This window comes from Crossiella sp. S99.2, from assembly GCF_023094165.1.
Taxonomy (GTDB): Bacteria; Actinomycetota; Actinomycetes; order Mycobacteriales; family Pseudonocardiaceae; genus Crossiella.
The window spans coordinates 621,553-647,535 of record NZ_JALMDK010000001.1; the positions used below are offsets into that span (position 1 = coordinate 621,553).

The following is a 25,983-nucleotide window of genomic DNA, read 5'->3' on the forward strand; positions in this document are numbered from 1 at the left end:
CCGCGCTACGACAACTGGGTGAGTTCCTCGCAGTCGTGCCTGGTAGTGCCAGCTCGGTTTTGTGAAGTCCCAATCGGTCACGAAACGCTAACGGTGGCTGTGGCATAGTCGTCGCCCATGCGTGACTCCGAGCCCGACGGGATCACCGAGCTGACCGAGGAGCAGGTGGCGTTCCTCGCCGACCTGCCCTCGGAGCGCAGGCACGAGTTGCTCGACTGGTGGCATGCCCGGCGAGCCGCGCTGGTGGCGCTTCGCGAGGACGGCAAACGCTTCGCCGATCGGCTGGACGAGCTGGTCGGCGACATGCAGGCGGAGCTTGGCGATCAGCCGAGCGAGGAGGCCAAGGAGTCCTTCACCGACCTGCTCACCGGACTGGCGTTGATCGCCGAGTCGGGCCGGGCCTTCGCCAGGGACGACGTCGACAGCGCCGTGGAACTCAGCTCGGTTGCCGGTGACTACATGCGCAGGGCAGGGGAGGAGTGATCACGATACGGCGGGAGTAGTCAGGCGGATGAAGCTCACGGAGTACTTGCGTGGCCTCGATCGGACAGCGCTGGTGCGGTTGTTCGAGCTGCGGCCCGACATCCTGGTCGAACCCGCGCCCCGGCACTGGGACGGCCTGGCCAAGGCCCTGACCACCCGAACCTCCCTCGACCAAGCCCTGCAACACCTCGACCAGGACGCCCTGACCCTCACCCAGGCCCTCCAGGTCCTGGGCCCCGGCGCCACCCCCACCGCCCTGGCCACCACCCTCGACTCCCCGCAACCACTGGTCAACGCCGCCCTCGCTCGCCTCACCGAACGCGCCCTGGCCTGGCCCACCCCACAACCCCCCGAGCCGCCGAACCCCACCACCAAGACCCACCCCACCGCGAACCGCACCGCGCCGAGCCACCCGCCTGCGAACCGCATCCCCGCGAACCATCCGGCTGCCAACCGCACCGCGGCGACCAGCCCGGCCACGAATCGCATCGCCGCGAACCTCCCGGCCGCCACCCGCACCACCGCGAACCTCCCGGCAGCGAACCGCGCCACGGCGAACCACCCGCCTGCGAACCACACCGCTGATCCCCACACCGCTGATCCCCAGGCCGCCGAGCCTCACCTGGCCTACCCACCCCGCCTCGCCACCTGGTGGCCCACCCCACTCGGCCTGGGCGCCCCGGCGGCCGACCTGCTGGCCCAGTACCCCCTCCCGGAGATCCGCACCCTGGCCGCCCGGCACAAACTCCCCGCCGAGGTCACCCGAGCCGTCCTGACCCAGCAGTTCGCCACCCGCCTCGGCGACCACCCCCGTCTGACCCGCCTGCTGAACTCCCTGCCGGCCGAGGCAACCGAGCTGCTGACCACCCTGCGCGACAGTTCCCCCCGCCTGGACCTCGCCGACGAGGGCCTGGCCCCCGCCGCGGCCCCCCTGCTCGACCTCGGCATCCTGCTGCGCCGCGGCAAGTCCGCCGCCGAGATCCCCCGCGAGGTCGGCCTGGCCCTGCTCCACCATCACCGCCACCGCCTGACCGGCCCACCCCAGGTCGCCACCAGCCCCGCCACCCCGGAACTGGCCGAGAACCAGGCCGCGGTGGCCGCCGCCGAGGCGGTTCGCAGCGCCACCACCCTGCTCGAGAACGCGGAGGCGGACCCTATCCCCGCTCTGCTCTCCGGCGGCATCGGCACCAGAGAGCTGCGCCGCCTCGCCAGATCCCTCGCCTGCCCACCGGAACAGGCCGCGCTCTGGCTGGACCTGGTGCACGCCGCGGGTCTGCTGGGCCATCACCACGCGGGCCACCACGTCGACAGCTACGCCCCCACCGCCGCCTACGACACCTGGCGCACCCAACCCGCGGCCCCGCGCTGGACCACCCTCGCCCGCACCTGGCTGACCCTCCAGGAAGCCCCCACTCACCGCCACACCCCCGACGGCCGCCCCATCCCGCCCACGGTCCCCAACCCCGGCCCCGCCCAAGCCCAGCGCCAGGCCGTCCTGTCGACCTACGCCACCCTCTCGCCAACCCGGCGAGCCACCCCCGCCGCGGTCCTGCACGCCGTCGCCTGGCACGCCCCCCAGCTGACCGCCTCCGACCACAACGTGGCCCTGACCCGAGCCGCCATCACCGAAGCCCACCTCCTGGGCATCCTCGCCGAAGACCAGCTGACCCCACCCGGCGCGGCTCTCCTGCACACCACCCAACTCCCCACCAGTTCCGCCAGCGCCGCCCCAGACCCCGCCGGTGCCCCGGCCACTGGCGCCGCCACACCCGGAACCGTCACCCCGGCCCCGGCCCCGGCCCCGGCCCCGGCCCCGGCCCCGGCCGCCGCCCCCGCCTCAGTGGCCGCTACCGGCACTCCCGCCCCGCTCCCAACCTCCACCCCGGAGCCAGCTGCCGTCCCGGATGCCCCAGCCGTCCCCCAGGACCCCGAGGCCGCGCTCCTCGCCGCGGTGACCGCCCTGCTCCCGGCCACCGCCGAGACCACGCGTCTCCAGTCCGACCTCACCGCCGTCGTCACCGGTGACCCGGCCCAGCACCTGGTCCGCCTGCTCGACACCGTCGCCGATCTGGAGTCCAGCAGTGCCGCCCGGGTCTGGCGGTTCTCCCCGGCCAGTGTTCGCCGGGCCCTGGACACCGGGGCCACCGCCGAGGACCTGCTCGCCGACCTGGCCGCGGTGGCTCCGGACGGTGTCCCGCAGCCGCTGGCCTACCTGGTCCGCGACGTGTCCCGGCGGCACGGCTCGATCCGGGTGGTCGACGCCGGTTGCGTGCTGCACACCGCCGACGAGATCCAGGCCCTGGAGATCCTGAACTCGCGGCCGCTGGCGCGGTTGGCGTTGCGGCAGGTGGCGCCCGCCGTGCTGGTCAGCCCCCGGCCTCGGCCGGAGACGCTCGCGCTGTTGCGGCGGGCCGGGTTCACCCCGGTCGGCGAGGACTTCACCGGCAACGAGGTCCCCGAGGACCAGACACCCCGGCGGGGCAGGGCCCAGCCCGCCCCGTGGCGGCCCGAGGACCACGTCACCACCCCGGCCACGCTGGCCGAGGTGCTGGCCGACTCCACCGGCGCCGACGAGCCGCTCGACCCGGACACCCAGCTGCGCGTCCAGGCGCCCGACCTGCCCGCGGCGGACCGGGGCTGGCTGGCCGCGGCGGCCAGGGACGGCGGGGCGGTCGAGATCGTCTACCGGAGTCCGGCGGGCGCCCCGGCCCCGCGCGTGGTCAGCGACCTGACCCTGGAGAGCGGGATCATGCTCGCCTGGTGCCACCGGCACGAGACCGAGGCGCACTTCCTGCTCGACCGCGTCACCCGGGCCCGCCCGATCGCCGGCCCCGTGCCCGCGGGCGGGAGACCACAGTGACCCAGCCGGGCAAGAGCGATCCAGTCGGGCAAGAGCGTTCCGGCCGAACACAGCGATCCGGCCGGGCACACCGCCGCCTTGGCCACCTGGGTCGAGGCCGATCGGCCCATCCCGGACCGCGGGTCAGCGCCGATCGGCTCATGGCCGCCGGGGCCGGAAACCGGTATCCTTGATCAAGTTCGGCGACCCGGGTTTCCGCGGTGGGGACAGCGCAGTGCCAGCCGTGTGGGAGATCGCGGGGAGTCGCCGTTCGGCGACGCGGAGTGCTCGTTCTCCGCAAGGTCGCGGAGCCGGACCCGTTCTGCCGGGGTCTGGGTCACAGGTTGATCAAGGTCTGTGGAGTTGGCCGGACTGTGGTCACCCGGTCGTGGCTGCGACGAGCGGTCGCTGATGACGGCGAAGTGTCCTCGCTGCAAAGTCGGAACACTCGGTGACCAGGGGAATTCATGCGGTGAGTGGTCGTTCTGGTCGGCAAGCGGACCAGTGTGACGTTCCTCAACCCCTCTCGGCAAGGCCGGAATCGGGTATAGAAAACCCGCTCTTCGGGTGCTGCCCACAGGATGACCTGGTCAAACGGTTACGCCAGGTGAGTTGGGCTTGCGCCATGGGAGTGATCACCGCGCGGCATCTTGACTGTGAGCGCTGGCGGGTTCACTCTGTCCGTAAGCACGAGTTCGGGTGTCCGCTCTGGACCCCGCTCGACAGCCGCCGTCTGTGTGGCTAGACTGCCACTTTGCGCTGTCCATTTTCTGTTCACCCTGCCCAGGGTCCCGAGATGATGGCCGCGCCGCACCCTTGACAACTGCCACGGCGCTCGCGCGTCGGGGCAGCTTCCAGCCAGCAACAGTCCCTGGAAGGACGCATCTTGGCAGTCTCCCGCGCGACCAAGGCCACTGCTGCGACCAACTCCACGTCGGGGATCCCTGGGGCGCCGAAGCGGGTTTCGTTCGCGAAGATCCGCGAACCCCTCACGGTGCCCGATCTGCTTGACCTGCAGATTCAGTCCTTCGAATGGCTCGTCGGCGCCGACGAGTGGTTCCAGCGCCGTATCGATGCCGGCGATGAGGATCCGATTGGCGGCCTCGCTGAGGTCCTCAACGAGATCTCGCCGATCGAGGACTTCTCGGGATCCATGTCCCTCTCCTTCTCCGATCCGCGCTTCGACGAGGTCAAGGCCTCGGTCGAGGAGTGCAAGGACAAGGACATGACGTACGCGGCCCCACTGTTCGTCACCGCGGAGTTCACCAACCACAACACCGGCGAGATCAAGAGCCAGACGGTGTTCATGGGTGACTTCCCCGTGATGACCGACAAGGGCACGTACATCATCAACGGCACCGAGCGAGTCGTGGTGTCGCAGTTGGTGCGGTCCCCGGGTGTCTACTTCGACACTAACGTCGACAAGACCACCGACAAGGACGTGTTCAGCGTCCGGATCATCCCGAGCCGGGGCGCCTGGCTGGAGTTCGACGTCGACAAGCGCGACACCGTCGGTGTCCGCATCGACCGCAAGCGCCGCCAGCCCGTCACCGTCCTGCTGAAGGCATTCGGCTGGACCGCGGAGCAGATCCGCGAGCGGTTCGGCTTCAGCGAGACCCTCATGGCCACGCTGGAGAAGGACCACACCGCCGGCCAGGACGAGGCCCTGCTCGACATCTACCGCAAGCTGCGCCCTGGCGAACCGCCCACCAAGGAGAGCGCGCAGACCCTCCTGGAGAACCTGTTCTTCAAGGAGAAGCGCTACGACCTGGCCAAGGTCGGCCGGTACAAGGTGAACAAGAAGCTGGGCCTCGACCAGCCGTTCACCACCGGCGTGCTCACCGAGGACGACATCGTCTGCGCGATCGAGTACCTGGTGCGCCTGCACGCGGGTGAGACCGCCATGACCGCCCCCGGCGGCGTGGAGGTCCCGGTCGAGGTCGACGACATCGACCACTTCGGCAACCGGCGCCTGCGCACGGTGGGTGAGCTGATCCAGAACCAGATCCGGGTCGGCCTCTCCCGCATGGAGCGCGTGGTCCGCGAGCGGATGACCACTCAGGACGTCGAGGCGATCACGCCGCAGACCCTGATCAACATCCGCCCGGTGGTCGCGGCGATCAAGGAGTTCTTCGGAACCTCCCAGCTCTCGCAGTTCATGGACCAGACCAACCCGCTGGCCGGCCTGACGCACAAGCGGCGTCTGTCCGCGCTCGGCCCCGGTGGTCTCTCCCGTGAGCGGGCCGGTCTTGAGGTCCGTGACGTGCACCCCTCGCACTACGGCCGCATGTGTCCGATCGAGACGCCGGAAGGCCCGAACATCGGCCTGATCGGCTCGCTGTCCTCCTTCGGCCGGGTCAACCCGTTCGGGTTCATCGAGACCCCGTACCGCAAGGTCATCGAGGGTCGGGTCACCGACAACATCGACTACCTGACCGCGGACGAGGAAGACCGGTACGTGAAGGCCCAGGCCAACACGCCGATCGACACCGACGGGAACTTCCTCGAGGACAAGGTCATGGTCCGCCGTAAGGGCGGCGAACTGGACCTGATCCCGCCGAACGACGTCGACTACATGGACATCTCGCCTCGGCAGATGGTGTCCGTGGCGACCGCGATGGTGCCCTTCCTCGAGCACGACGACGCCAACCGCGCGCTCATGGGCGCGAACATGCAGCGTCAGGCCGTGCCGCTGCTCCGCTCCGAGTCGCCGCTGGTCGGCACCGGGATGGAGCTGCGGGCCGCGGTGGACGCCGGCGACGTGGTCGTGGTCAGCAAGGCCGGGGTGATCGAGGAGCTGTGCTCCGACTACATCACCGTGATGGCCGATGACGGCACCCGCCAGACCTACCGGCTGCACAAGTTCCGCCGCTCCAACCAGGGCACCTGCATCAACCAGAAGCCGATCGTCAACGAGGGCGACCGGGTCGAGGTCGGACAGGTCATCGCGGACGGTCCGTGCACCCAGAACGGCGAGATGGCGCTGGGCAAGAACTTGCTCGTCGCGATCATGCCGTGGGAGGGGCACAACTACGAGGACGCGATCATCCTGTCCCAGCGCCTGGTGCAGGACGACGTGCTCACCTCGATTCACATCGAAGAGCACGAGATCGACGCCCGCGACACCAAGCTGGGCGCCGAGGAGATCACCCGGGACATCCCGAACGTCTCCGAGGAGGTCCTGGCCGACCTGGACGAGCGCGGCATCATCCGCATCGGCGCCGAGGTCCGCGACGGCGACATCCTGGTCGGCAAGGTCACGCCCAAGGGCGAGACCGAGCTGACCCCCGAGGAGCGCCTGCTCCGCGCGATCTTCGGTGAGAAGGCGCGCGAGGTGCGCGACACCTCGCTGAAGGTGCCGCACGGTGAGACCGGCAAGGTCATCGGCATCCGGGTCTTCTCCCGCGAGGACGACGACGAGCTGCCCCCGGGCGTCAACGAGCTGGTCCGCGTCTACGTGGCGCAGAAGCGCAAGATCCAGGACGGCGACAAGCTCGCCGGCCGGCACGGCAACAAGGGCGTCATCGGCAAGATCCTGCCGGTGGAGGACATGCCGTTCCTCGAGGACGGCACCCCGGTCGACATCGTGCTGAACACCCACGGTGTGCCTCGTCGAATGAACATCGGCCAGATCTTGGAGACCCACCTCGGGTGGATCGCCAAACAGGGCTGGAGCATCGACGGCAACCCGGACTGGGCGCGCAAGCTGCCCGAGGAGCTGTTCCACGCCGAGCCCGGCACGAACACCGCCACCCCGGTGTTCGACGGCGCCCGCGAGGAGGAGATCACCGGTCTGCTCTCCTCGACCCAGCCCAACCGCGATGGTGAGCGGATGGTCAAGGGCGACGGCAAGGCTCAGCTCTTCGACGGCCGCAGCGGTGAGCCGTACCCGTACCCGACCTCGGTCGGCTACATGTACATCCTCAAGCTGCTGCACCTGGTCGATGACAAGATCCACGCCCGGTCCACCGGCCCGTACTCGATGATCACCCAGCAGCCGCTGGGTGGTAAGGCGCAGTTCGGTGGCCAGCGATTCGGCGAGATGGAGTGCTGGGCCATGCAGGCCTACGGCGCTGCCTACACGCTGCAGGAGCTGCTGACCATCAAGTCGGACGACGTGATCGGCCGGGTGAAGGTCTACGAGGCCATCGTCAAGGGCGAGAACATCCCCGAACCGGGTATCCCGGAGTCGTTCAAGGTGCTGCTCAAGGAGCTGCAGTCGCTGTGCCTCAACGTCGAGGTGCTCTCCAGCGACGGCGCTGCCATCGAGATGCGCGACGGCGACGATGAGGACCTGGAGCGCGCCGCCGCGAACCTGGGCATCAACTTGTCCAGGTCCGAGTCGCCTTCGGTCGACGACATCGTCAACTGACCTCGCCGTCGGCGTGGGACGGGCTGAGCATCAGCCCAGCCCGTCCCACCCCGACCCGACTCAGCCTCTGAACCCGAACTATCAAGGGGAAGAACCGACGTGCTAGACGTCAACTTCTTCGACGAGCTCCGCATCGGACTGGCTACCGCGGACGACATCCGGCAGTGGTCCTTCGGCGAGGTCAAGAAGCCTGAAACCATCAACTACCGCACCCTGAAGCCCGAGAAGGACGGACTCTTCTGCGAGAAGATCTTCGGTCCCACCCGGGACTGGGAGTGCTACTGCGGTAAGTACAAGCGTGTCCGCTTCAAGGGCATCATCTGCGAGCGCTGTGGCGTCGAGGTCACCCGCGCCAAGGTGCGTCGTGAGCGGATGGGCCACATCGAGCTGGCCGCGGCCGTCACGCACATCTGGTACTTCAAGGGCGTTCCGAGCCGGTTGGGCTATCTGCTCGACCTGGCTCCCAAGGACCTCGAGAAGATCATCTACTTCGCCGCCTACGTGATCACGTCGGTGAACAAGGAGATGCGGCACAACGACCAGGCGACCCTGGAGAACGAGATCCAGGTCGAGCGCAAGCGCATGGAAGACAAGCGCGACGCCGACCTGGAGACCCGCGCGCAGAAGCTGGAGACCGACCTCGCCGAGCTTGAGGCCGAGGGCGCCAAGAGCGATGTGCGGCGCAAGGTCAAGGAGGGTGGCGAGCGTGAGATGCGCCAGCTCCGGGACCGGGCCGGGCGCGAGATCGACCGCCTCGACGAAATCTGGGACACCTTCGTCAAGCTGGACGTCCAGCAGCTGATCGCGGACGAGATGCTCTACCGCGAGCTGATCGACCGCTACGGCGAGTACTTCACCGGCGGCATGGGCGCGGAGGCCATCCAGCAGCTGCTGGGCACCTTCGACGTGGACGCCGAGTCCGACAAGCTGCGCGAGATCATTCGCAGCGGCAAGGGCCAGAAGAAGCTGCGCGCGCTCAAGCGGCTCAAGGTTGTGGCGGCCTTCCAGGCCACCCGCAACAACCCGCAGGGCATGGTCCTGGACTGCGTGCCGGTCATCCCGCCGGACCTGCGCCCGATGGTGCAGCTCGACGGTGGCCGCTTCGCCACCTCGGACCTGAACGACCTGTACCGCCGCGTGATCAACCGCAACAACCGCCTCAAGCGACTGATCGACCTCGGCGCGCCCGAGATCATCGTCAACAACGAGAAGCGGATGCTGCAGGAGGCCGTCGACGCGCTGTTCGACAACGGCCGCCGTGGCCGGCCGGTGACCGGGCCGGGCAACCGCCCGCTCAAGTCGCTCTCCGACCTGCTCAAGGGCAAGCAGGGCCGGTTCCGGCAGAACCTGCTCGGCAAGCGTGTCGACTACTCCGGCCGTTCGGTCATCGTGGTCGGCCCGCAGCTGAAGCTGCACCAGTGCGGTCTGCCCAAGCAGATGGCGCTGGAGCTGTTCAAGCCCTTCGTGATGAAGCGGCTGGTCGACCTCAACCACGCGCAGAACATCAAGTCCGCCAAGCGGATGGTCGAGCGCCAGCGCTCGCAGGTGTGGGATGTCCTCGAAGAGGTCATCACCGAGCACCCCGTGCTGCTGAACCGCGCGCCCACCCTGCACCGCCTCGGCATCCAGGCCTTCGAGCCCCAGCTGGTCGAGGGCAAGGCGATCCAGCTGCACCCGCTGGTGTGTGAGGCGTTCAACGCGGACTTCGACGGCGACCAGATGGCAGTCCACCTGCCGCTGTCCGCCGAGGCGCAGGCCGAGGCCCGCATCCTGATGCTGTCCAGCAACAACATCCTCTCGCCCGCCTCCGGGCGGCCGCTGGCGATGCCGCGTCTGGACATGGTCACCGGGCTGTTCCACCTCACCAAGCTGCGTGAGGGCGCCAAGGGCGAGGGCAACGTGTACTCGTCCCCGGCCGAGGCGATCATGGCCTACGACCTGGGCGCGCTGCACCTGCAGGCCAAGATCCGGATCCGGCTGACCGACCGCCTGCCCACCCGTGGCAGCGAGCCGGAGGGCTGGGAGCCGGGTCAGATCTGGCTGGCCGAGACCACTCTGGGCCGGGTGCTGTTCAACGACCTGCTGCCTGCGGACTACGCCTTCATCAACCGGCAGCTGCCGAAGAAGAGCCAGGCCGAGATCATCAACGACCTCGCCGAGCGGTACCCGATGGTCACCGTCGCCCAGACGCTGGACAAGCTGAAGGACGCCGGTTTCTACTGGGCCACCCGTTCCGGTGTGACCGTGGCGATCTCCGACGTGGTCGTGCCCGACACCAAGCAGCACCTGCTGGACGGGTACGAGGCCAAGGCCGACCAGGTCGAGAAGCGGTACCAGCGCGGTCTGCTCTCCAAGACCGAGCGCAACAACGAGCTGGTGCAGATCTGGACCCAGGCGACGAACGAGATCGCCCAGGTCATGGAGGACAACTTCCCCGACGACAACCCGATCTCGGTGATCGTGAAGTCGGGTGCGGCCGGCAACATGACCCAGGTCCGCCAGCTGGCGGGCATGAAGGGTCTGGTCAGCAACACCAAGGGCGAGTACATCCCGCGGCCGATCAAGGCGAACTTCCGCGAGGGCTTCTCCGTGCTGGAGTACTTCATCTCCACGCACGGCGCCCGCAAGGGTCTGGCCGACACCGCGCTGCGCACCGCCGACTCGGGTTACCTGACCCGTCGTCTGGTGGACGTCTCGCAGGACGTCATCGTGCGTGAGATCGACTGTGGCACCGAGCGGGGCGTCATCATGCCGCTCACCGAGCCCACGGCCGACGGCGGTTACGTCAAGCACCGCCACGTGCAGACCAGCGTGTACGCCCGCAACGCCTCGGAGGACATCTTCGACAGCGAGGGCAACCTGCTGATCGGCAAGGGCGCCGACCTCGGCGACCCGGCGATCGAGACCCTGGTCCGGGCAGGCGTGCCCAAGGCCAAGGTCCGCTCCGTGCTGACCTGCGAGTCCGCGGTCGGTGTCTGCGCGACCTGCTACGGCCGCTCGATGGCCACCGGCCAGCTGGTGGACGTCGGCGAGGCCGTCGGCATCGTGGCCGCGCAGTCCATCGGTGAGCCCGGCACCCAGCTGACGATGCGTACCTTCCACACCGGTGGTGTGGCTGGCGATGACATCACCGCTGGTCTGCCGCGTGTTCAGGAACTCTTCGAGGCCCGCGTGCCCAAGGGCAAGGCGCCTATCGCCGACGCCGACGGCCGCGTGCAGATCGAAGAGGGCGACCGGTTCCGCAAGATCACCATCGTGCCGGACGACGGTGGTGAGGAGATCGTCTACGACAAGCTGTCCAAGCGGCAGTGGCTCGCGACGATCAGCGTGGACGACTCCGAGCGGGCGCTGCAGGACGGCGACCACGTCAGCGTCGGCCAGCAGCTGCTGGAAGGTGCTGTCGACCCGCACGAGGTGCTGCGCGTCATGGGTCCCCGTGAGGCTCAGCTCCACCTGGTCCGCGAGGTGCAGAACGTGTACCGCACGCAGAGCGTGTCGATCCACGACAAGCACATCGAGACCATCGTGCGCCAGATGCTCCGCCGCGTGATCATCATCGACTCCGGTGCCACCGAGTTCCTCCCGGGCGCACCCGTCGAGCGCAGCGACTTCGAGACCCAGAACCGCCAGATGGTGGCCGAGGGCAACGAGCCGGCCTCGGGCCGTCCGGTGCTCATGGGCATCACGAAGGCGTCGCTGGCCACCGAGTCGTGGCTGTCCGCGGCCTCCTTCCAGGAGACCACGCGTGTCCTCACCGACGCCGCCATCAACGGCAAGAGCGACAAGCTGATCGGCCTGAAGGAGAACGTGATCATCGGTAAGTTGATCCCGGCTGGCACGGGCATCAACAAGTACCGCAACATCCAGGTGCAGCCGACCGAGGAGGCACGGGCCGCGGCTTACGCGATCCCGTCCTACGACGACGGCTACTACACCCCGGACGTCTTCGGCGCCGGCACGGGTGCGGCGGTGCCGCTCGACGACTACGACTTCGGCCGCGACTACCGCTGACGAAGCCAGTACCACACGGAAAGGCCCCGCCACCGGAATCCGGTTGGCGGGGCCTTTCCCGTTGCCGGGGTCAGTCCTTGATCGGGAAGTTGGTGAACCAGTCCGAGCCGGTGAACGGCTCCGGGCCGAACTCGGTGGCCGCGCCATCGGCCAGGGTGGCGATCTCCTCACCCAGTTCCAGCTCGCGCATCAGCGGCACCGGGACCACCGAGGTGAAGGTGTAGACCGAGGTCAGCAGGCTGGCCGCGAGCGAGCCCACGGTGCCGGTGTTGCCGGGGTGACCCACCGCGCAGCCCAGCACCAGGTCGAAGCGCGGGCTGGAGAAGGCCGCGTGCACCGCCATCGCCAGCGCCTCGTGCGCGTCCCAGCCTGCGCCGAGGGCGGCCACCTGGGTCGCGGTGACCTGTTCGCCGTCCCCGTCGTCGAAGCGCCGCAGCGCCTCGGACAGGGCCGCGCTGACCGGCTCGTGGCCGGGATGCCCGGCGAGTTCGTCCAGCGCCGCGTAGACGGCCCTGGACGGGTTGCTGAGCCCGCGCAGGAAGGTGTGCACCAGGACCGCGTAGGCGCCGGCGGACAGCCAGGCGATCGGGTGGCCGTGGGTCAGCGCGGCGATCCGCGCGCCCAGGTCGAACACCTGCTTCGGGTCCGCGCTCCACAGCGCCGCGGCGGCGGCCCTGGGCAGCACGGTGGCCGAGCGGGAGTCGTTGACCGGCTGCTCGGGCGTGCCGAGGGTGTCCGCGCGCACCAGGGTCAGCGTGCTGTGGTCCGGCCAGCGCTTGGCCGCCAGCCCGGGCCGGGTCGGCCACCAGCCGTCGGCCGGGCCGTCCAGCCGCGGTTCCTGGGTCTGCAGCCAGCGGCGCAGGCCCAGCCGGACCTCGCCGAGTGGATCGGCGACCCCGGTGCGCCTGCGCCGGATGCCCGCGCGCAGGATCGCGTCCAGCACGAACAGCGACACCTGGGTCTCGCCGGTGATCAGCCCGTGGCCGCCGAAGACCGGGGGATATTCCTCCGGCCAGGCCGCGCCCTCGGCCGTGGACAGCTCGGCCCGGTCCAGGGTCCGCACCCCGGCGCCGATCGAGCCGCCGATGGCCTGGCCGACGTAGCAGCCGATCAGCCGGTCCTTGGCCAGACCGAACTTGCGGTCCAGCGGCATGCCGGTCTCGGCCGGGCGCACGGGCGTGCTCACTGCCGCACCTCCCCTGGCGGGATCTCCACCAGCAGGCCGCGGGCCAGGTAGTCCGACAGCGGCTGCGGCAGCAGGTACACCCGGGCGCCGCCTGGCTGGGTCTCGCTCGGCCGGGTGCGGGCGCCGATGATCTTCCAGTCGCCGACCAGCCGGAACCGGCCGTAGGGGCCCTGGGCGAACTCCGGCGGCAGCGTGGTCCGTTCGAAGCCGGTGCCCGCGTCGAAGAGGGTGTTGCCATCCGGTGGGCCGTACCGCTCGACCTGGTGGCCCTCGGGCACGATCACCGAGTCGATCTCGTCGTAGCGTGAGATCGCCGGGTCGTTGCCCATCGCCTGGATCGGCGACTCCTCCGGCAGCAGCGGTTCGTCGTCGGCCCGCTGCAGGTTCGGGTAGTTCAGGTAGAGCTGGCCGATCAGGTAGGTGGCCGCCTGGGACACGTCGTCGAAGCGGGCCTCCAGCTCCCGGCGCTTGTCGTCGGCCCACCACCAGAACACGGTGAACCGCTCGTCCGCCTCGCGGAACAGGCACCACGCCTGGTCGGCGTAGTCGCCGAAGCTGAGGTAGCGGCGGCTGATGCTGAACCGGATGGCGAAGTCCCGCACGGAGAACACCGCGCGCTCCCAGTCGTCCTTGGCGCCGGGATGGGTCTCCGGCATGTCCATCACCAGGGAGGTGGCCCGCTGGAGCACCCGCTTGGGCAGGGCGACCGGCGGTCGGTAGTCCTGGCCGCGGAGGTGGTCGAGCAGTTCCAGCGGCGGCACCACATCGTGTTCGCGCAGGTAGTAGGCCAGCGCCGCGCTCCAGACCCACACCCCGTCGGTGTGGTAGGCCATCGGCACCAGGCTTTCCTGCTCGGGGTGCAGCAGGTCGGGCGCGTAACCGCGGGAGGACAGCACCACCGGGGCGGCCTGCAGGTAGGTCTGCACCGCGAGCCATTCGGTGTGGCTGAGCCGGGTGCGGTAGGCCACCGGCGGCTCGCCCTCGGCGACCTTGTCGAACAACCGGGCCAGCGCCAGCTCGGGCTGCGGCACCGGCTTGGCGTTCTCGCCCTGCTGCACGGCCTGCTGGGTGCGGATCCGGTCGTGGTGGATCAGGTCCTGGTAGGCCTGCCACGCCTGCTGGAACAGCCAGGGCGGGGTGGCCGCGGCCGAGCGGGGCAGGATGGCCAGCTCGGTCAGCGCGGCTTCGCCGGCGGCGAAGTCCAGTGCCCAGTCCGGCGCGGTCTGGAAGTCGAACTCGATGGTGGGCTCGCCGCCGGGCACCAGCCTGAAGTCGGCGGTGAACCAGGCGCCGGTCTCCGGCCGGTAGGTGGCCAGGCGCAGTCGGTGCACCCACTGGCCGATCTGTGGCGGCGGCGCCCAGTAGTACTCCTGGCCGTCGGCCAGGGTGACCACCGTGGTCAGCTCAAGCCTGCCGCCGAGCGCGCGGGCGAGGATCCCGGCGCCCTGCCAGCCCTCGGGCGCGGTCGCGGCCACCGCGGCGGCGAGGCCGCCCAGCGCCTCGGTGGCGAGGCCGCCGAGCACCGCGGCGAAGTCCGGTTCGTCGAGGGTGGCCGGGCCCACGTCAGCCGGGGCGGGGAACCCGTCCAGGCCGGGCCGGGAGCGCACCTGGGTGCCGCGGACCTGGATCACCTTGCTGACCTCGGCCAGCGGCTTCTCGCCGCCGAAGGTGAGCCGGTCGTAGGTCTGCAGGCCGCGCTGCGCCACCTGCTCCTGGGTGAGCCCGCCCTGCTGCGGCCAGACCACCCTGGCCAGGCCGGGGGCCAGCCCCTCGACGTCGTAGGTCACCTCGTACGGCTCGTCGCCGACGAAGCCGTATGCCTGGCTGGTGAAGATCGATTCGGCCTCGCCGGGGCCGGTCTGCTTGAGGAAGGTCTCGCCGGACTGCTCGAAGTCACCGGTCGGGACCACCCCGGGCGGCGCCACCAGGTAGGCGGGCTTGCCAGGCTGGGACCGGTACTGGAAGAGCTGGTCCTGCCAGTACGCCCAGGCGCCGTTGTGCGGGTGCTGATTGATGATCATGTGCTCAGTTCTCCCCTGGAACGGGCTGCTCGCCTGCGGCGAAGTCGATCAGGTCCTGCAGCGGGATGGTGGCCGACAGCGCGCCGGTCACTCCCGCGTTGAGGCGGAGCCGCACTCCGCCGAAGCCGAGCAGCGCCTTGCCCTGGGCCGCCTGGCAACTCGTCCACGTCTCGGGCCGCCGCTCCGGCGAGGTGCACGCGTCCAGCACCGATCCACCGGCCTCCTCGGACAGGAACAGCTCGCCGGGGTGGTCCGGGTACTCGGCCATGGTCAGTTCCCAGTCGAGCAGGGTGCGCAACGCGGTCTCCCGTGGTCCGTAGCCGCTCAACGCCAGCTCCAGATCGCGTTCGAGCTGGTTGGTCGGCCGCGGCCAGCCCAGCGCCTGCGGGCCCGGCCGGTAGCCGGGGTTGGGCACGTACTCGCCGAAGTGCCCGTGCTCGTCCACCCGGTAGCCCCCGCGCACGCCCCACGGCGGCACCACGCTGCTGGGGTCGAACTCCGCGTCGATCGAGTACATCCAGCTGTTCGGCTGGTGCCTGGCGACCGCACGCATCTCCTCGGTGATCTCCGGTGGCTCGTCGGCTGCCGGGCTGTGCTCCCTGGTCAGCTCCTCCTGCTCGGCCACCGTACCGACCAGCGCCGGATCGGCCGGGCCGAACAGGGCGAGCGTGGTCGTCGTCTCGGTGTCCGGCCGGTGCACCTCGGTGCCGCCGGACCAGTTGCGGGTCTGCCCGAGGCAGACCACGTCCCGCCGGGCCCCGTTCACCGCGAGGAACCAGCCCAGCTCCTCCAGCTCCCGGCGCACCCGCAGCAGCGCCTCGTACACATCGTGCGCCCGCGCCTCGCCGATTCCCCACGGGCCGTGCACGCGGACCAGGGCGTCCTCGTCCTGCCCGCGCTGGTACTCCGCCCTGGCCTGGGTGGTCCCGGCGTCCAGGAAGACGGTGTCCGCCCGGAAGGCGGCGATCTCGATGGTGTGCAGCACGCTCAGGCCACCTCCGCCCTGCTCGCCGGGTCCAGCAGCCGGTGCAGCCAGTCCAGGAAGGCGCGGTGGTCGGCGGGGCCACTCAGCTCGACCGGCGTGCCCTGTTCGGACCGGCTCATCCGGCCGAGTCCGTCCAGCGCCACCCGCTCGGCGGTGAAGCCGACGAAGGGCAGTTCCAGCGCCGCGGACAGGGTGAGCGCGTCGTGCTGGATGGTGCCGGGGTGGAAGTCGGTGAACCACTGTGCCAGGTGCGCGGCGAGCAGCCCGGCCCAGGCTGGCGCGGCCGGATCGGCCAGCCGCCGGTGGGTGGCCGAGGCGACCCGGATCTCCAGCTCGGGGGTGAACGTGGTGTCGGAGAGCACCAGCCGCGGCCGGTGCGCCCTGGCCAGCACGGTGTGCGCGGCGGCCGGATCCACCCGGATGTTGTGCTCGGCCCGGCTCGGATCGCGGTAGTGCAGCGCGCCGCCCATCTGGGTCAGCCGGATCCGCTCGGCTAGGCCGGGGCGGGCGGTGAGCACGTCGGCGAGGTTGGACATCGGACCGAGGCCCACCCAGCGCACCGGGCCCGCGCAGACCGCCTCGACCGCGGCGAGCACGTCGCCGGACTGGGCAGGGACGGTGCCGGGCACCAGGTCGCGCACGCAGTTCAGCCGGGTGTTGCCGAGATCGCGGCCGGCCACCACCGGCACCTCGGGGCGGCCGAGCAGGTCCAGCAGCAGCCGGACGAACCGGGCCCGGTAGCCGCCGGGCAGCTCGTCGCCGGTGAGCACCAGCGCCAGCTCGGGCAGGCCGGCCGCGGCCACCAGCGCCAGCGCGTCGTCCGGGTCGCCGCCCGCGTCGGTGTCGATGACCACGGGCAGGACGGGTGTCGCGGTGTGCTGGCCCATGTCACCTCCTCCGTGCTTGGACCACCTCAGCGTGTTCCCCCGGTCAGGGCGCGGAGGCTTCCGGCGTGTCGCTCTCGTCGGTGAAGCGGTAGTAGCTCAGGTTCGGCTGGTTCAGCAGCGCGCCCAGGTAGGCCGCGGGCTCGTCGGGCCGCACCATCCGGCGCTCGGCGTGCAGGTCGACGCCGTTGGTGTGGAAGTGCCGGGCGATCTCGCCGTGCTCGGCGTCCAGCACGGTCAGCCCGACCGAACCGTCGGCCAGCAACAGGGACTCGGCGACCCTCGTCCAGCCCCGGGGCGCCCGCATGTGCAGTGCAATCCGGCTCGGCGTCCTGTCAGCGCTCACGGCCTCGACCCCCGCACCGTCAGCAGCCCGGCGTTCTGCAACCGCCCCGGCCACGCCTCGCCGTTGATCATGCCGTGCGCCTGGACTTCGACCAGCCTGCCCGCCGCGCCCTCGACGCTGTCCTCGCTCAGGCCCATCCGGTGCAGCACCGCCCGCAACGCGTCCGGTTCGATCGCACGCACCTGGGTCAGCACCTCCGGGCTCAGCGGCAGCTGGAACAGGGCAGCGGTGAAGTCGGAGCGGATTCCGTAGTCGGGATCGGGGGACTCCGGGAAGGAGTACCTGTGGTCGATCGCGACCAGGTTGCCGTCGCGGTCGGTCAGGTAGTTGCCGCGGTGCCGGTCGGTGTTGCCCGCGATGTAGTCGAGCACCGCCAGCCGCTCCTGCTGGACCAGGGGGTAGTCCCCGGCCGCCCGGCCGGGCAAGGCGTCCACGAAGTCCTGGAGTGAGCCGTCGCCGAGTGGACCGGTCACCATCGTGGTGGTCGGCACCAGCCCGAACCCGAGCAGCTCGTCCACCCGGGAAGCAGCAACCTCTCGCTCGGCCAGCTCGGTGTGCGGGATGCCCTCCCGGAGCCCCTCGGGGACGCCGTCGGCGGGCTTGTACATCGCCGAGGTGTCGTTGTCGAAGTAGACCTCGAAGGCCGGGTTCACGTGGTTCGTGTCGCCGAACTCCTCGTACCCGATGGCGTGCCGGGACCGGAGTTCCCGCTCGGCCTCACTGAGCCCCTCCTCGGCCGGGTCCATCCGGAACTCCGCGCCCGCGCCAGGCAGGCCCTCGGCCTGCGGCGTGGCCGCGTCCGCGGGGGAGTCCTCGGCCGGTGGGGTGAGGTCGAGCGTGCGGGATTCGTCCCTGGGCCCGGCCGCCTCGTCGCCCTGGTCCGGGACGGCGTCGGTCGGCTGGTCGGCGGCGAAGTTCATCGTCGACTGGTCGGGCGGGACCTGCACGGTCTCGCCTGGCACGGTCCCGGCCGAGGCTGCCTCCGCCGGGACGGTGTCCCGTGGCTCGGTCCGGCCACCGCTGGTGCCCGCCGCGGCGGGCGCTGGCGGTGGCGGATCGCTCGGCGGCGGTCCGGCCGGAGCCGCCGCGGCGGGCGGGTCGGTGTCCGGCCCACCGCTGTCCGGCTTGGCGCTGGCTGCCGCCGCGGCGGCCTTGGCTGCCGCGTGATCGGCGGCGCGCTGCTGCTGGTCGCCGGTGTAGGTCTGGCCGTCATCGGTCAGCCGCCAGCCGCCCGGCGGGTTGCCAGCCCCGTTGTCCAGATTCGGGTCGTAGGCCCCCAGCAGCACCGAGTTGCCCGCGCGGTCGGTCAGCCAGATCTCGGCCTGGTCGAACCGGTGCGGGTGCAGCTCGAACTCCGGCACCGGGTTGTCCTGGCTCGCGGTGAACCCGTGCCCGGCGAACGGGGCCGGGTTGCTGCGACCGTTGCCGCCCATCGGGAACGGATCGGCCGCGTCGTGGTTGCCGTAGGCGATCGGCATCGCCTGATCCGGGGTCACCGCGCCGGTGTGGTTCGGGCCGAGGTTGACCGAGCCAGGGTCGAACGGGAAGCGCAGCGTGGCCACGAACTCGTCGCCGAAGTCGTACGGCGGCCTGCCGTTGCGGTCGATATAGCCGTTGTCGGTGTAGTCCAGCCGCAGGCCCTCGATGACCTGGCTCGGCGTCTGCAGGTGTGCCACGTCGGCGTACCGGGCGGTGAAGCCCCTGGTCTGGTCCGGCCTGCCGAACCGGCCGCCGTCGTCGGTGAACGGCGGTCCCGGCACCCAGGAGTTGCCGAGCAGGTTCGCCGCCGCCTCCGCGGTCAGCGCCCGCTGCAGCATCTCGCCCGGCTGGGCCTGCACCTGCTCGCGGATCCGGGTCATCGCCTGGATATCGGCGTCGTTGCCCACGAAGTCCTCGATGGACTGCGCGCGCATCCGGTCGAAGTCCGCGCGGGAGACCCCCGCGTTGGCCAGGATCTGGTCCAGGTTGGCCGGGAATCCGGTCGAGGCGTCGAGCTGGTTGTCCGCGAACTGGGTCTGGTACGGCGTCCCGTCGTCGAAGGTGACCTGCTGACCGGGCACCGCCGGGTCGTCGGTGGTGCCGCCCGGATCGGCCGGGCTGTCCGGCGGCACCGGGCTGTCGCCGGTCGGCGGACCCTCCGCGCCGCGCTGGTGCGCTTCCGGCGCGAAGTCCGGCTGGTGCGGTCCCCAGGTGGGCGCGGGGCCGGGCGGGTAGGGCCCGTGCACCCGGGCGAGCGAGCCGTCCGGGTTGATCGTGACCCACTCGCCGTTGGGCGGCCAGCCTGGGCGGCGGATGCCGTTGTCGACCGTGGTGTTGCTGGCGAAGACGTTGCCGCTGTTGTCCACCCACACGTCGGACCGGCTGGCGGTCACCGGCTGGCCGAGTGCGGCGGCCAGCTGCGCGGCGAAGTGCGGATCGGTCTGGCAGGCCAGCAGCCGGACCGGCCGCGGGTTGGCCGCCCAGTCCGGGTTGGCCCTGATCACCGAGGCCAGCGTGTGCGGGTCGACCCGGCCGCCGTTGTGGCCGCCGAACATCACCCCGTTCGGCGAGCCGTGCAGGTCCACGGTGAAGCTGTGCGGATCCGGCCGCACCTGCGCGGCACTGGCCCGGTGCGCGCCCTCGGCGTCCGGGAAGACCGACATGCCAGCCGGGGTGGCGTACATCCGGCTGAGGTCGCCCGGCCGCAGTCCCGACCGCGGATCGTTGTCGTCCAGCCCGAGTCGCTCGCCCAGTGGCCGGCCGCGCCCGGGGTCGGGCATCGGCGAGACGCCCAGCCTGCGCTGTTCGTTGGCCCGCATGCGCTCGGCCTTGAGCTGTTCCATCTCCGCGCGGTGCCGGTTGAGTTCGACGTGCTCACCGGTGGCGAGCACCTCGCCGTTCTCGTAGCGCAGTTCCAGGTCGTCCATCCGCTTGCGGAAGTCCGCGGTGGACTCGACCGGCCGGGCCTGTTCGGGCCGGGTCTGCGCCTCGGGGAAGGCCGAACCGGTCGGACCGAAGCGCACGCCGTCGGTCTGACCCCAGGTGGTCCGCGGGTCCCGCGGGGTGGCGGGTTCCGGCGCGGGCGCCGGGCGCAGCGGGGCGCCGGGCGGCGGCCCGTTCCAGCGCGGTCCGGGTGCTGGCCGCATCGGCCGGCCACCGGGCGGTGGCATCGGGTTCGGGCCGCTGGGACGGCCGCCCATCGGGTTCGGCCCACCCGGCGGGAAGCCCCGCGGTGGCGGTGGCGGCATCGGCCCGGTGGGGCGGCGCACCGGCGCGCCCATCGGCGGCTGGCCCTGGCCGAACTGCGGCGGACGACCGCCACCCGGCGGTGGTTCCACCCGGGGCGGCCTGCCCTGGAAGTCGGCGGCGGGCAGGTTCGGCTGGGTGCGGCCGCGGGACGGGTCGAACTGCTGCCCAGGGTCGAACTGGGGCCTGCCCTGCGGCGGGAACTGGTTCGGGTCCTGCGGAATCCGGCCGGGCGGCACGTCCTGCGGCGGCCTGCCGGGCTGGGTGCCCGCGGCCGGATCCGGCCCTCGGCCGGGCGGCGGGAACTGCCCCGGCCGGTTCGGCTGACCGGCGGCCGGGTCGAACTGCGGCCGGCCAGGGCCCGCCTCCGGCAGCGGCCGGTGCTGGCCCAGCGCCGGATCCGCCTGCGGCCTGGTGCCGGGCCCGGGCGGCAGGTCCTGCGGGCCGCGCACCGGCGGGAACCCGCCCGGCTGCTGCCGGGGCAGGCCCTGCGGTGGGGTGGGCGCGTTCGGGTCCACCGGCCGGGCCGGTGGTTCGGGGGTGCGGACCGGGCCCGGCTCGCCCTGCCGGGGCAGACCGCGCGGCGGGGTCGCCGCGTTCGGGTCCACCTGCTGCTGGTCGGGCCTGCGGTCCGGCAGACCCTGCGCGGGCGGGGCCTGCGGCGGTGGCGGCGGGTCCTGACGCACCGGCGGGGCGGGTGGCGGTGGCGGGTTGTCCAGCCTGGACATGGCGTCCAGCCGGGACACCGGCGCCGGTACCGGGTCGCCGCCGCCCAGATCGGTGCTGAGCGCGCGGGCAGGCCGTTCCGTCGTGCTCAGCGGCGGGTCGGCCAGGCTGCCGTCGGGCAGGCGCGGCGTCGGCACCTCGCGCATCTCGATCACCCAGGTGCCGCTGGCGTCCTGGTGCCTGCCGGTGATCTCGAAGCTGGTCCCCGGCGGGAACAGCACCTCGGACTCGTTGCGCGGCGCGATCGAGGAGATGTCCCGGCCGGACACCGACTCGATGACGAACTTCAGGTTGCCCTTGAGCTTGCGTCCCTCCACCGCGGCGGAGGAGGTGAAGCTGCGTTCGGTGACCGTCGAGCCAGGGGCGTAGCGGTCCAGCGCGGCGTCGAGGTCGACGGCGTCCGGCAGGTAGATCGCCCGGTTGACCGTGCCCTCGTGCCGGGGGAACTCGTTGAGCACCGAGGCGATCAGGCGGATCTGCCCGTCCCGCTCGGCGAGCCCGGCCGGATCGCTGGTGCGCAGGGCGGTGTTGATGTCCGCGGACTGCGACATCGCGTAGCCGACCAGCGCCGCCAGGTGCTCCCTCGGCACACCCTCCAGCGCCGCCGCGACCTCGGGCCTGCGGCGGAGCACGTCCTCCAGCGTCGCGAGGTCCTCGGCGAAGGCGCCCGACTGCACATAGGGCGAGTTCTGCATGTGCGCGAGATCGGCCTCGGTGGCCCGCTGGTCCGGGTTGGCGAGGTAGTCCGGATCCCGCGGGAAGTCCACAGTGGACTCAGTACCGCGATCGCTCGGACCGGATTCCGTTGGCAGCGGGCCGGTCTGCTCGGCCGGACTGTCCGAAGTGGACAGATCACGAGCGGCAGGTGGGTCCACTGTCGCGTGCACCCGCTGCTGCGGCGTGGCGGCCGCGGCCGGACGCTGCGCTTCGCCCGTGCGCGGCGGCCGCGACTCGGACTGTCCACTGTGGACAGATGGGGTCGGGGACGCGGGCGGGGTGCCCGGCGGGGCGGCCGAATGTGGTTGCGGCGGCTGGAATCGCCGCGGATCCATGGAGGAGTCCGGCGGCTCGTGCTCGCCGCGCCGCCACACATCGCGCGGTCCGCGCTCGGGCAGATCGCTGCCCCAGGTCGGGGTGTGGCCAGGCGGGTGGGACTGGTTGTGCGCGGTGCTGGTGCCGTCCGGGCGGAAGGTGGCCCACTCGCCGTTGGGCGGCCAGCCCGGCCGGAAGTCCTGGCCGCGGCCGTCCAGGTGGGCGCTGCTGGCGAAGACGTTGCCGTCAGCGTCGATCCAGGCGTCCTTGGTCGGCGCGAGCACGTCCACGCCGAGTTCCTGGGCGAGCTGGGCGGCGAAGCCGTCGTCGTTGCGGCCGGTCTGGCAGGAGATCAGCCGGATCGGCTGCTCGCCGTCCCAGTCCGGGTTGGCCCGGATGATGTCGGCCAGGTCCTTGGCGGAGAGGCGCTGGTCGCCGACCCGCACCCGGTCGGCCGCGCCGTGCATGTCCACGGTGAACCGGCCGGGGTCGGGCGCTACCCGCATGCCCGCGCTGGACTGCGCGGGGAACTTGTGGTCGAAGGTGTCCAGCACGATGCCCGCGTCCGAGCGCCGGATGTTGGGCTCCAGCCCGGCCAGGTGCTCGGGCAGTGGCGCGGGCTGCCGCGGCGCGGGCGGCGGCGCGGCCGCGGCCGGGGCAGGCCGGGCGGGCGGCGCCTCGGGCTGGGTGACCGGACCGTGCTGCGGCGGACCGGCTGGCCGGTGCCCCGGCTGCTGCTGACCGCCGGAGGTGTCCACCGGCGTGGGCGTGGACACCAGCGCCACGTCCGGGGTCATGGCGGGGGAGCCGTCCGCGCGCATCGGCATCGGCGGCGGGGGAGCCTGCTGGTGGTGCGGCATCGACGCGGGCGGCGGCGAGCCGTGATGCGGCACAGGACCACCGCCCGGCAGCGGGCCACCGGCGCCGGGGCCGAAGCCGGGCCCGAAACCAGGGCCGAACCCGGCGCGCGGCTGCCCGCCGACCGGCTGCTGTCCCGGCGTCTGCTGGGGCTGCCCGGCGGGCTGGCCGCCGTGCGGCTGCTGTCCGGGCGGAGGCGTGCCGGGGTGGCCGCCGGGCGTGCTGGGCTGACCACCGGGCGTGCCCGGCGGCGGACCGCCCGCGGGGCCGTGCGCCGGACCGGTGCCGCCCGGGGTCGGGCCGCCCGGTGCGGGGCTGCCCGGAGTGGGGCCGCCCGGTGCGGGGCTGCTGGTGGTGGGGCTGGTCGGCGAGCTACCGCCGGGCGTCGGCCCACCCGTGTTCGGCGTGGAGCTGCCGCCCGGTGTGTGCGCGGGCCCGGCCCCGGCCGGCGTCGAGCCGCCCGCCGGGCTGTGGCTCGGTCCACCGCCGACCGGGCCGCCGCCACCACCCATCGGCGGCGCACCACCCATCGGCGCGCGCGGCGCGGGTGCGCCGCCACCGCCTGCCGGTGGCTGACCGCCGGGCGGCGGGGCGCCCTGTTGCTGCTGGCCGGACGGGCCGAACTGCTGTTGCTGTTGCTGCTGCGCCGGGCCCTGCTGTGGCTGGCCCTGCGGAGGGCCGTCGGCCTGCGGGCGCACCTGCGGGGCCTCCGGCGGGGCGACGCCGGAGGTCGCGGTGCTGTCCTGGTTGCCGCGGGGCGCCGGTCCGTCGCCGGAACCGCCGCCCGACCCGCCACTGCCCGAACCACCGCTGTGCGAGCCGCCCGAACCGCCACCGGAACCACCCGGACCGCCGGTGCTGCCCGAGCCGGCGCCCGAGCCGCCCGGACCGCCGGTGTGCGCGCTGCCGGAATCGGCGGAGCCGCCGGAGTGAGAAGACCCACTCGAGAGGTCCGGAGCCGGTGGCGCGGCGGGCGGCGCCGAGCGGCCGCCGCCGTCGCCGGTGCCGCCGACGTTGCCCAGGTTGGTGTCCAGCGAGGCCAGGTTGGCCATGCTGCGGGCGTCGAAGTTCTCCTTGGCGCCGCCGACCGCGCCGGAGGCCGCGCCCGAGGTGCCGCCGAGTGCGACGTCCTTGAGGTTGAAGTTGCCGCTCATGACGCCCTCGGCGGCGGCCGACACCGCCCCGGTGACGCCCTCCTCCAGGGCGTTCTTACCCATGGTCTTGCCGATGCCGTCGCCGATGCCGTCACCGAAGGCCTTGCCCATGCCGCCGCTGACCGCGCCGCCGACCAGGCCGGAGATCGCGCCGGACTTGGCCGCGTCCAGGGTCAGGCTGGTGTCCCAGGAGTCGCGGCTGCCCTTGGCCATCTGGATCAGCTGCACGCCGGCGTCGATGGCCACACCCGCGGCCACCTCGACACCCACGTTGATCACCAGCCGGCGCAGCAGGTTGGTGCCGAAGCGCTGCATGATGGTCTGGATCAGCCTGCGGAAGATGCCCTGCACGACCACCCTGGTGGCCATCTGGGCGACCGGGATGCCCGCGGTGCTCGCGCCGAAGCTGACGAAGGCGGCCGCGATCATCGCCGCGATCTGCGCGGCCAGCAGGATCAGCGCCGCGATGATCGACAACTTCGCGTACTCGACTTGCAACGCGCAGTTCTTGCAGGCCGAGCTGAGCGTCTTGGTCAGCTCCTGCAACTTGGGCAGGGCACCCTCGCCGCCCTGGGCGATCTTCTTCCAGAACTCGTCGAACTTCTGGGCGGCCTCGCCCTCCATGTTCGCGCGGGCCTCACGGACGGCGTTCTCGGCGTTGCGCAGCGCGGTCTCGACGTCCCCCGACGCCTTCTCCCAGCTCTGGCTGAGCCGCATCAGCGCGGTCTCGTCACCTTCCGGCCACTCCGACCCCACCACGATCGGCGCCAGCCACTGCAACCAGCCGGGCAGTTCGATTCCCACGAGCCTGTGCTCCCCATCCCGCCGCTAGCGGCGCGCGCCCCTGCTCAACTGCCGCTTGCCTTCAGCTCGGCCGCGTTGCCGGTGTCGGCCTGCTCCATGGTGGTCGCCTGGTCGTTGAGCCCCTTGGCCACGTTGATCAGGCCCTGGGCGACATCGGCGATGCCCTTGCTCACCGCGTCCGCGGCGGGCACGTAGTCCTTGCTGAAGGCCTGGCCGGACTCGTCGTTGCCCCAGCACGGTCCTTCACCGGTGAGCGAGGACTGCAGCGCGGTGGCCGCCTTGGCCAGGTCGTCGCCGACCCGGCCGAGCCTGCCCGCCCCGGCACGGATGCCGTCGGCGTTCTGCCTTGTCTTGCCCGACATCACCAACCGTCCTTCCGGAACACCGAGCCGTAGCCCTCCTCGTCCTCCTCGGACTCTGGACGGCGGTGCGCCGGTTTCGTGTTCTCCGTCACTTCTTCCACCGGCGGGATCCGGAGCAGATCGGCCAGCGAGGGGGCGCCGGGCAGCAGGTCCGGCAGGTCGATCATGGGCTCGTCCTCGGTGGCCAGCGGGGCCAGCTCCTCCTGGATCTGCTCCTGCGCCCTGGCCGCGGCCTCGCGCACCACGCCGGTGATGGTCCGGGCCAGGCTCTCCGGGGTGACCCGCTCGAACGCCCGCGCGGAGAGGGTGAGTTTGTTCAGCACGCCGTTGGCCCCGACCGTGGCGGTCACCACACCATCGGGTGAGCTGGCCTCGCCCACCACGGCGGCCATCCTGGCCTGCGCCTCGCGCAGGTTGTCGGTCTTCTCCCGCAGGTCACGCATCATGTCGTCGACGCGATCGCGCAGCTGGGCGTTGCGCGACTCCAGCTCGGCGTTCTCGGCGTCGAAGTCGAACATGCGGGTGCTCCCGGGGTCGGGCCTGGCGCGGGTGGGCCGCGTGGTCACAGGGAAGCTACCGTGAAGCCGGTTACGGTGTGCGCTGATCCATCCCATCCACACCCGTCACCACCTGCGCGGGGAGTATCCACAGCCGGGGCGGCCCCCGTTTTGACCCTCCCGGTGGACGCCAGGTAT

General features: G+C 71.7%; 12 protein-coding genes. 4 read left to right on the forward strand and 8 right to left on the reverse strand.

From position 1 onward, the window contains the following. Window positions 1-117: 117 nt before the first annotated feature. The 4 genes from MZC64_RS03105 (at window position 118) to MZC64_RS03120 (ending at window position 11,705) form a co-directional block, all read left to right on the forward strand. A complete protein-coding gene (locus MZC64_RS03105) occupies window positions 118-483 on the forward strand; it encodes a hypothetical protein (RefSeq protein WP_247755544.1) in 366 nt (121 codons plus the stop codon). A 28-nt stretch (window positions 484-511) separates the two neighbouring features. After that, window positions 512-3,343, forward strand: coding sequence for a helicase-associated domain-containing protein (locus MZC64_RS47545; RefSeq protein ID WP_282104631.1), 2,832 nt, complete (start codon window positions 512-514; stop codon window positions 3,341-3,343). 865 nt (window positions 3,344-4,208) lie between these two features. Then, the gene (gene rpoB / locus MZC64_RS03115) at window positions 4,209-7,694 is read left to right on the forward strand and encodes a DNA-directed RNA polymerase subunit beta (RefSeq protein ID WP_247755545.1); all 3,486 of its coding nucleotides are present in this window, start codon (window positions 4,209-4,211) and stop codon (window positions 7,692-7,694) included. 99 nt (window positions 7,695-7,793) lie between these two features. Beyond that, on the forward strand, window positions 7,794-11,705 hold the full coding sequence (locus MZC64_RS03120) for a DNA-directed RNA polymerase subunit beta' (RefSeq protein ID WP_247755546.1): 3,912 nt from the start codon (window positions 7,794-7,796) through the stop codon (window positions 11,703-11,705). 70 nt (window positions 11,706-11,775) lie between these two features. On the opposite strand, the gene MZC64_RS03125 is transcribed toward MZC64_RS03120, so the two are convergent. Genes MZC64_RS03125 through MZC64_RS03165 form a run of 8 tightly spaced genes read right to left on the reverse strand, consistent with a single transcriptional unit; the run spans window position 11,776 to window position 25,806 of the window. Beyond that, entirely contained in the window at window positions 11,776-12,891 is a 1,116-nt protein-coding gene (locus tag MZC64_RS03125; protein WP_247755547.1) for an ADP-ribosylglycohydrolase family protein, read from the reverse strand. Then, window positions 12,888-14,912, reverse strand: coding sequence for a TNT domain-containing protein (locus MZC64_RS03130; RefSeq protein WP_247755548.1), 2,025 nt, complete (start codon window positions 14,910-14,912; stop codon window positions 12,888-12,890). The genes MZC64_RS03125 and MZC64_RS03130 overlap by 4 nt, the downstream gene beginning before the upstream one ends. A gap of 4 nt (window positions 14,913-14,916) precedes the next feature. After that, the gene (locus tag MZC64_RS03135) at window positions 14,917-15,897 is read right to left on the reverse strand and encodes a type VII secretion system-associated protein (RefSeq protein WP_247755549.1); all 981 of its coding nucleotides are present in this window, start codon (window positions 15,895-15,897) and stop codon (window positions 14,917-14,919) included. A gap of 2 nt (window positions 15,898-15,899) precedes the next feature. Beyond that, window positions 15,900-16,784, reverse strand: coding sequence for a nucleoside hydrolase (locus MZC64_RS03140; RefSeq protein WP_247755550.1), 885 nt, complete (start codon window positions 16,782-16,784; stop codon window positions 15,900-15,902). Window positions 16,785-16,827: 43 nt separating this feature from the next. After that, window positions 16,828-17,127, reverse strand: a complete 300-nt coding sequence (locus tag MZC64_RS03145) for a hypothetical protein (protein WP_247755551.1) — start codon at window positions 17,125-17,127, stop codon at window positions 16,828-16,830. Next, window positions 17,124-24,926 (reverse strand): hypothetical protein, encoded by a 7,803-nt coding sequence (locus MZC64_RS47550; RefSeq protein WP_282104632.1) that lies wholly within the window; start codon window positions 24,924-24,926, stop codon window positions 17,124-17,126. The genes MZC64_RS03145 and MZC64_RS47550 overlap by 4 nt, the downstream gene beginning before the upstream one ends. A 44-nt stretch (window positions 24,927-24,970) precedes the next feature. Beyond that, the gene (locus tag MZC64_RS03160; RefSeq protein ID WP_247755552.1) at window positions 24,971-25,288 is read right to left on the reverse strand and encodes a WXG100 family type VII secretion target; all 318 of its coding nucleotides are present in this window, start codon (window positions 25,286-25,288) and stop codon (window positions 24,971-24,973) included. Further along, the gene (locus tag MZC64_RS03165; protein ID WP_247755553.1) at window positions 25,288-25,806 is read right to left on the reverse strand and encodes a YbaB/EbfC family nucleoid-associated protein; all 519 of its coding nucleotides are present in this window, start codon (window positions 25,804-25,806) and stop codon (window positions 25,288-25,290) included. Before MZC64_RS03165 ends, MZC64_RS03160 begins: the two co-directional genes overlap by 1 nt. Window positions 25,807-25,983: the final 177 nt, after the last annotated feature.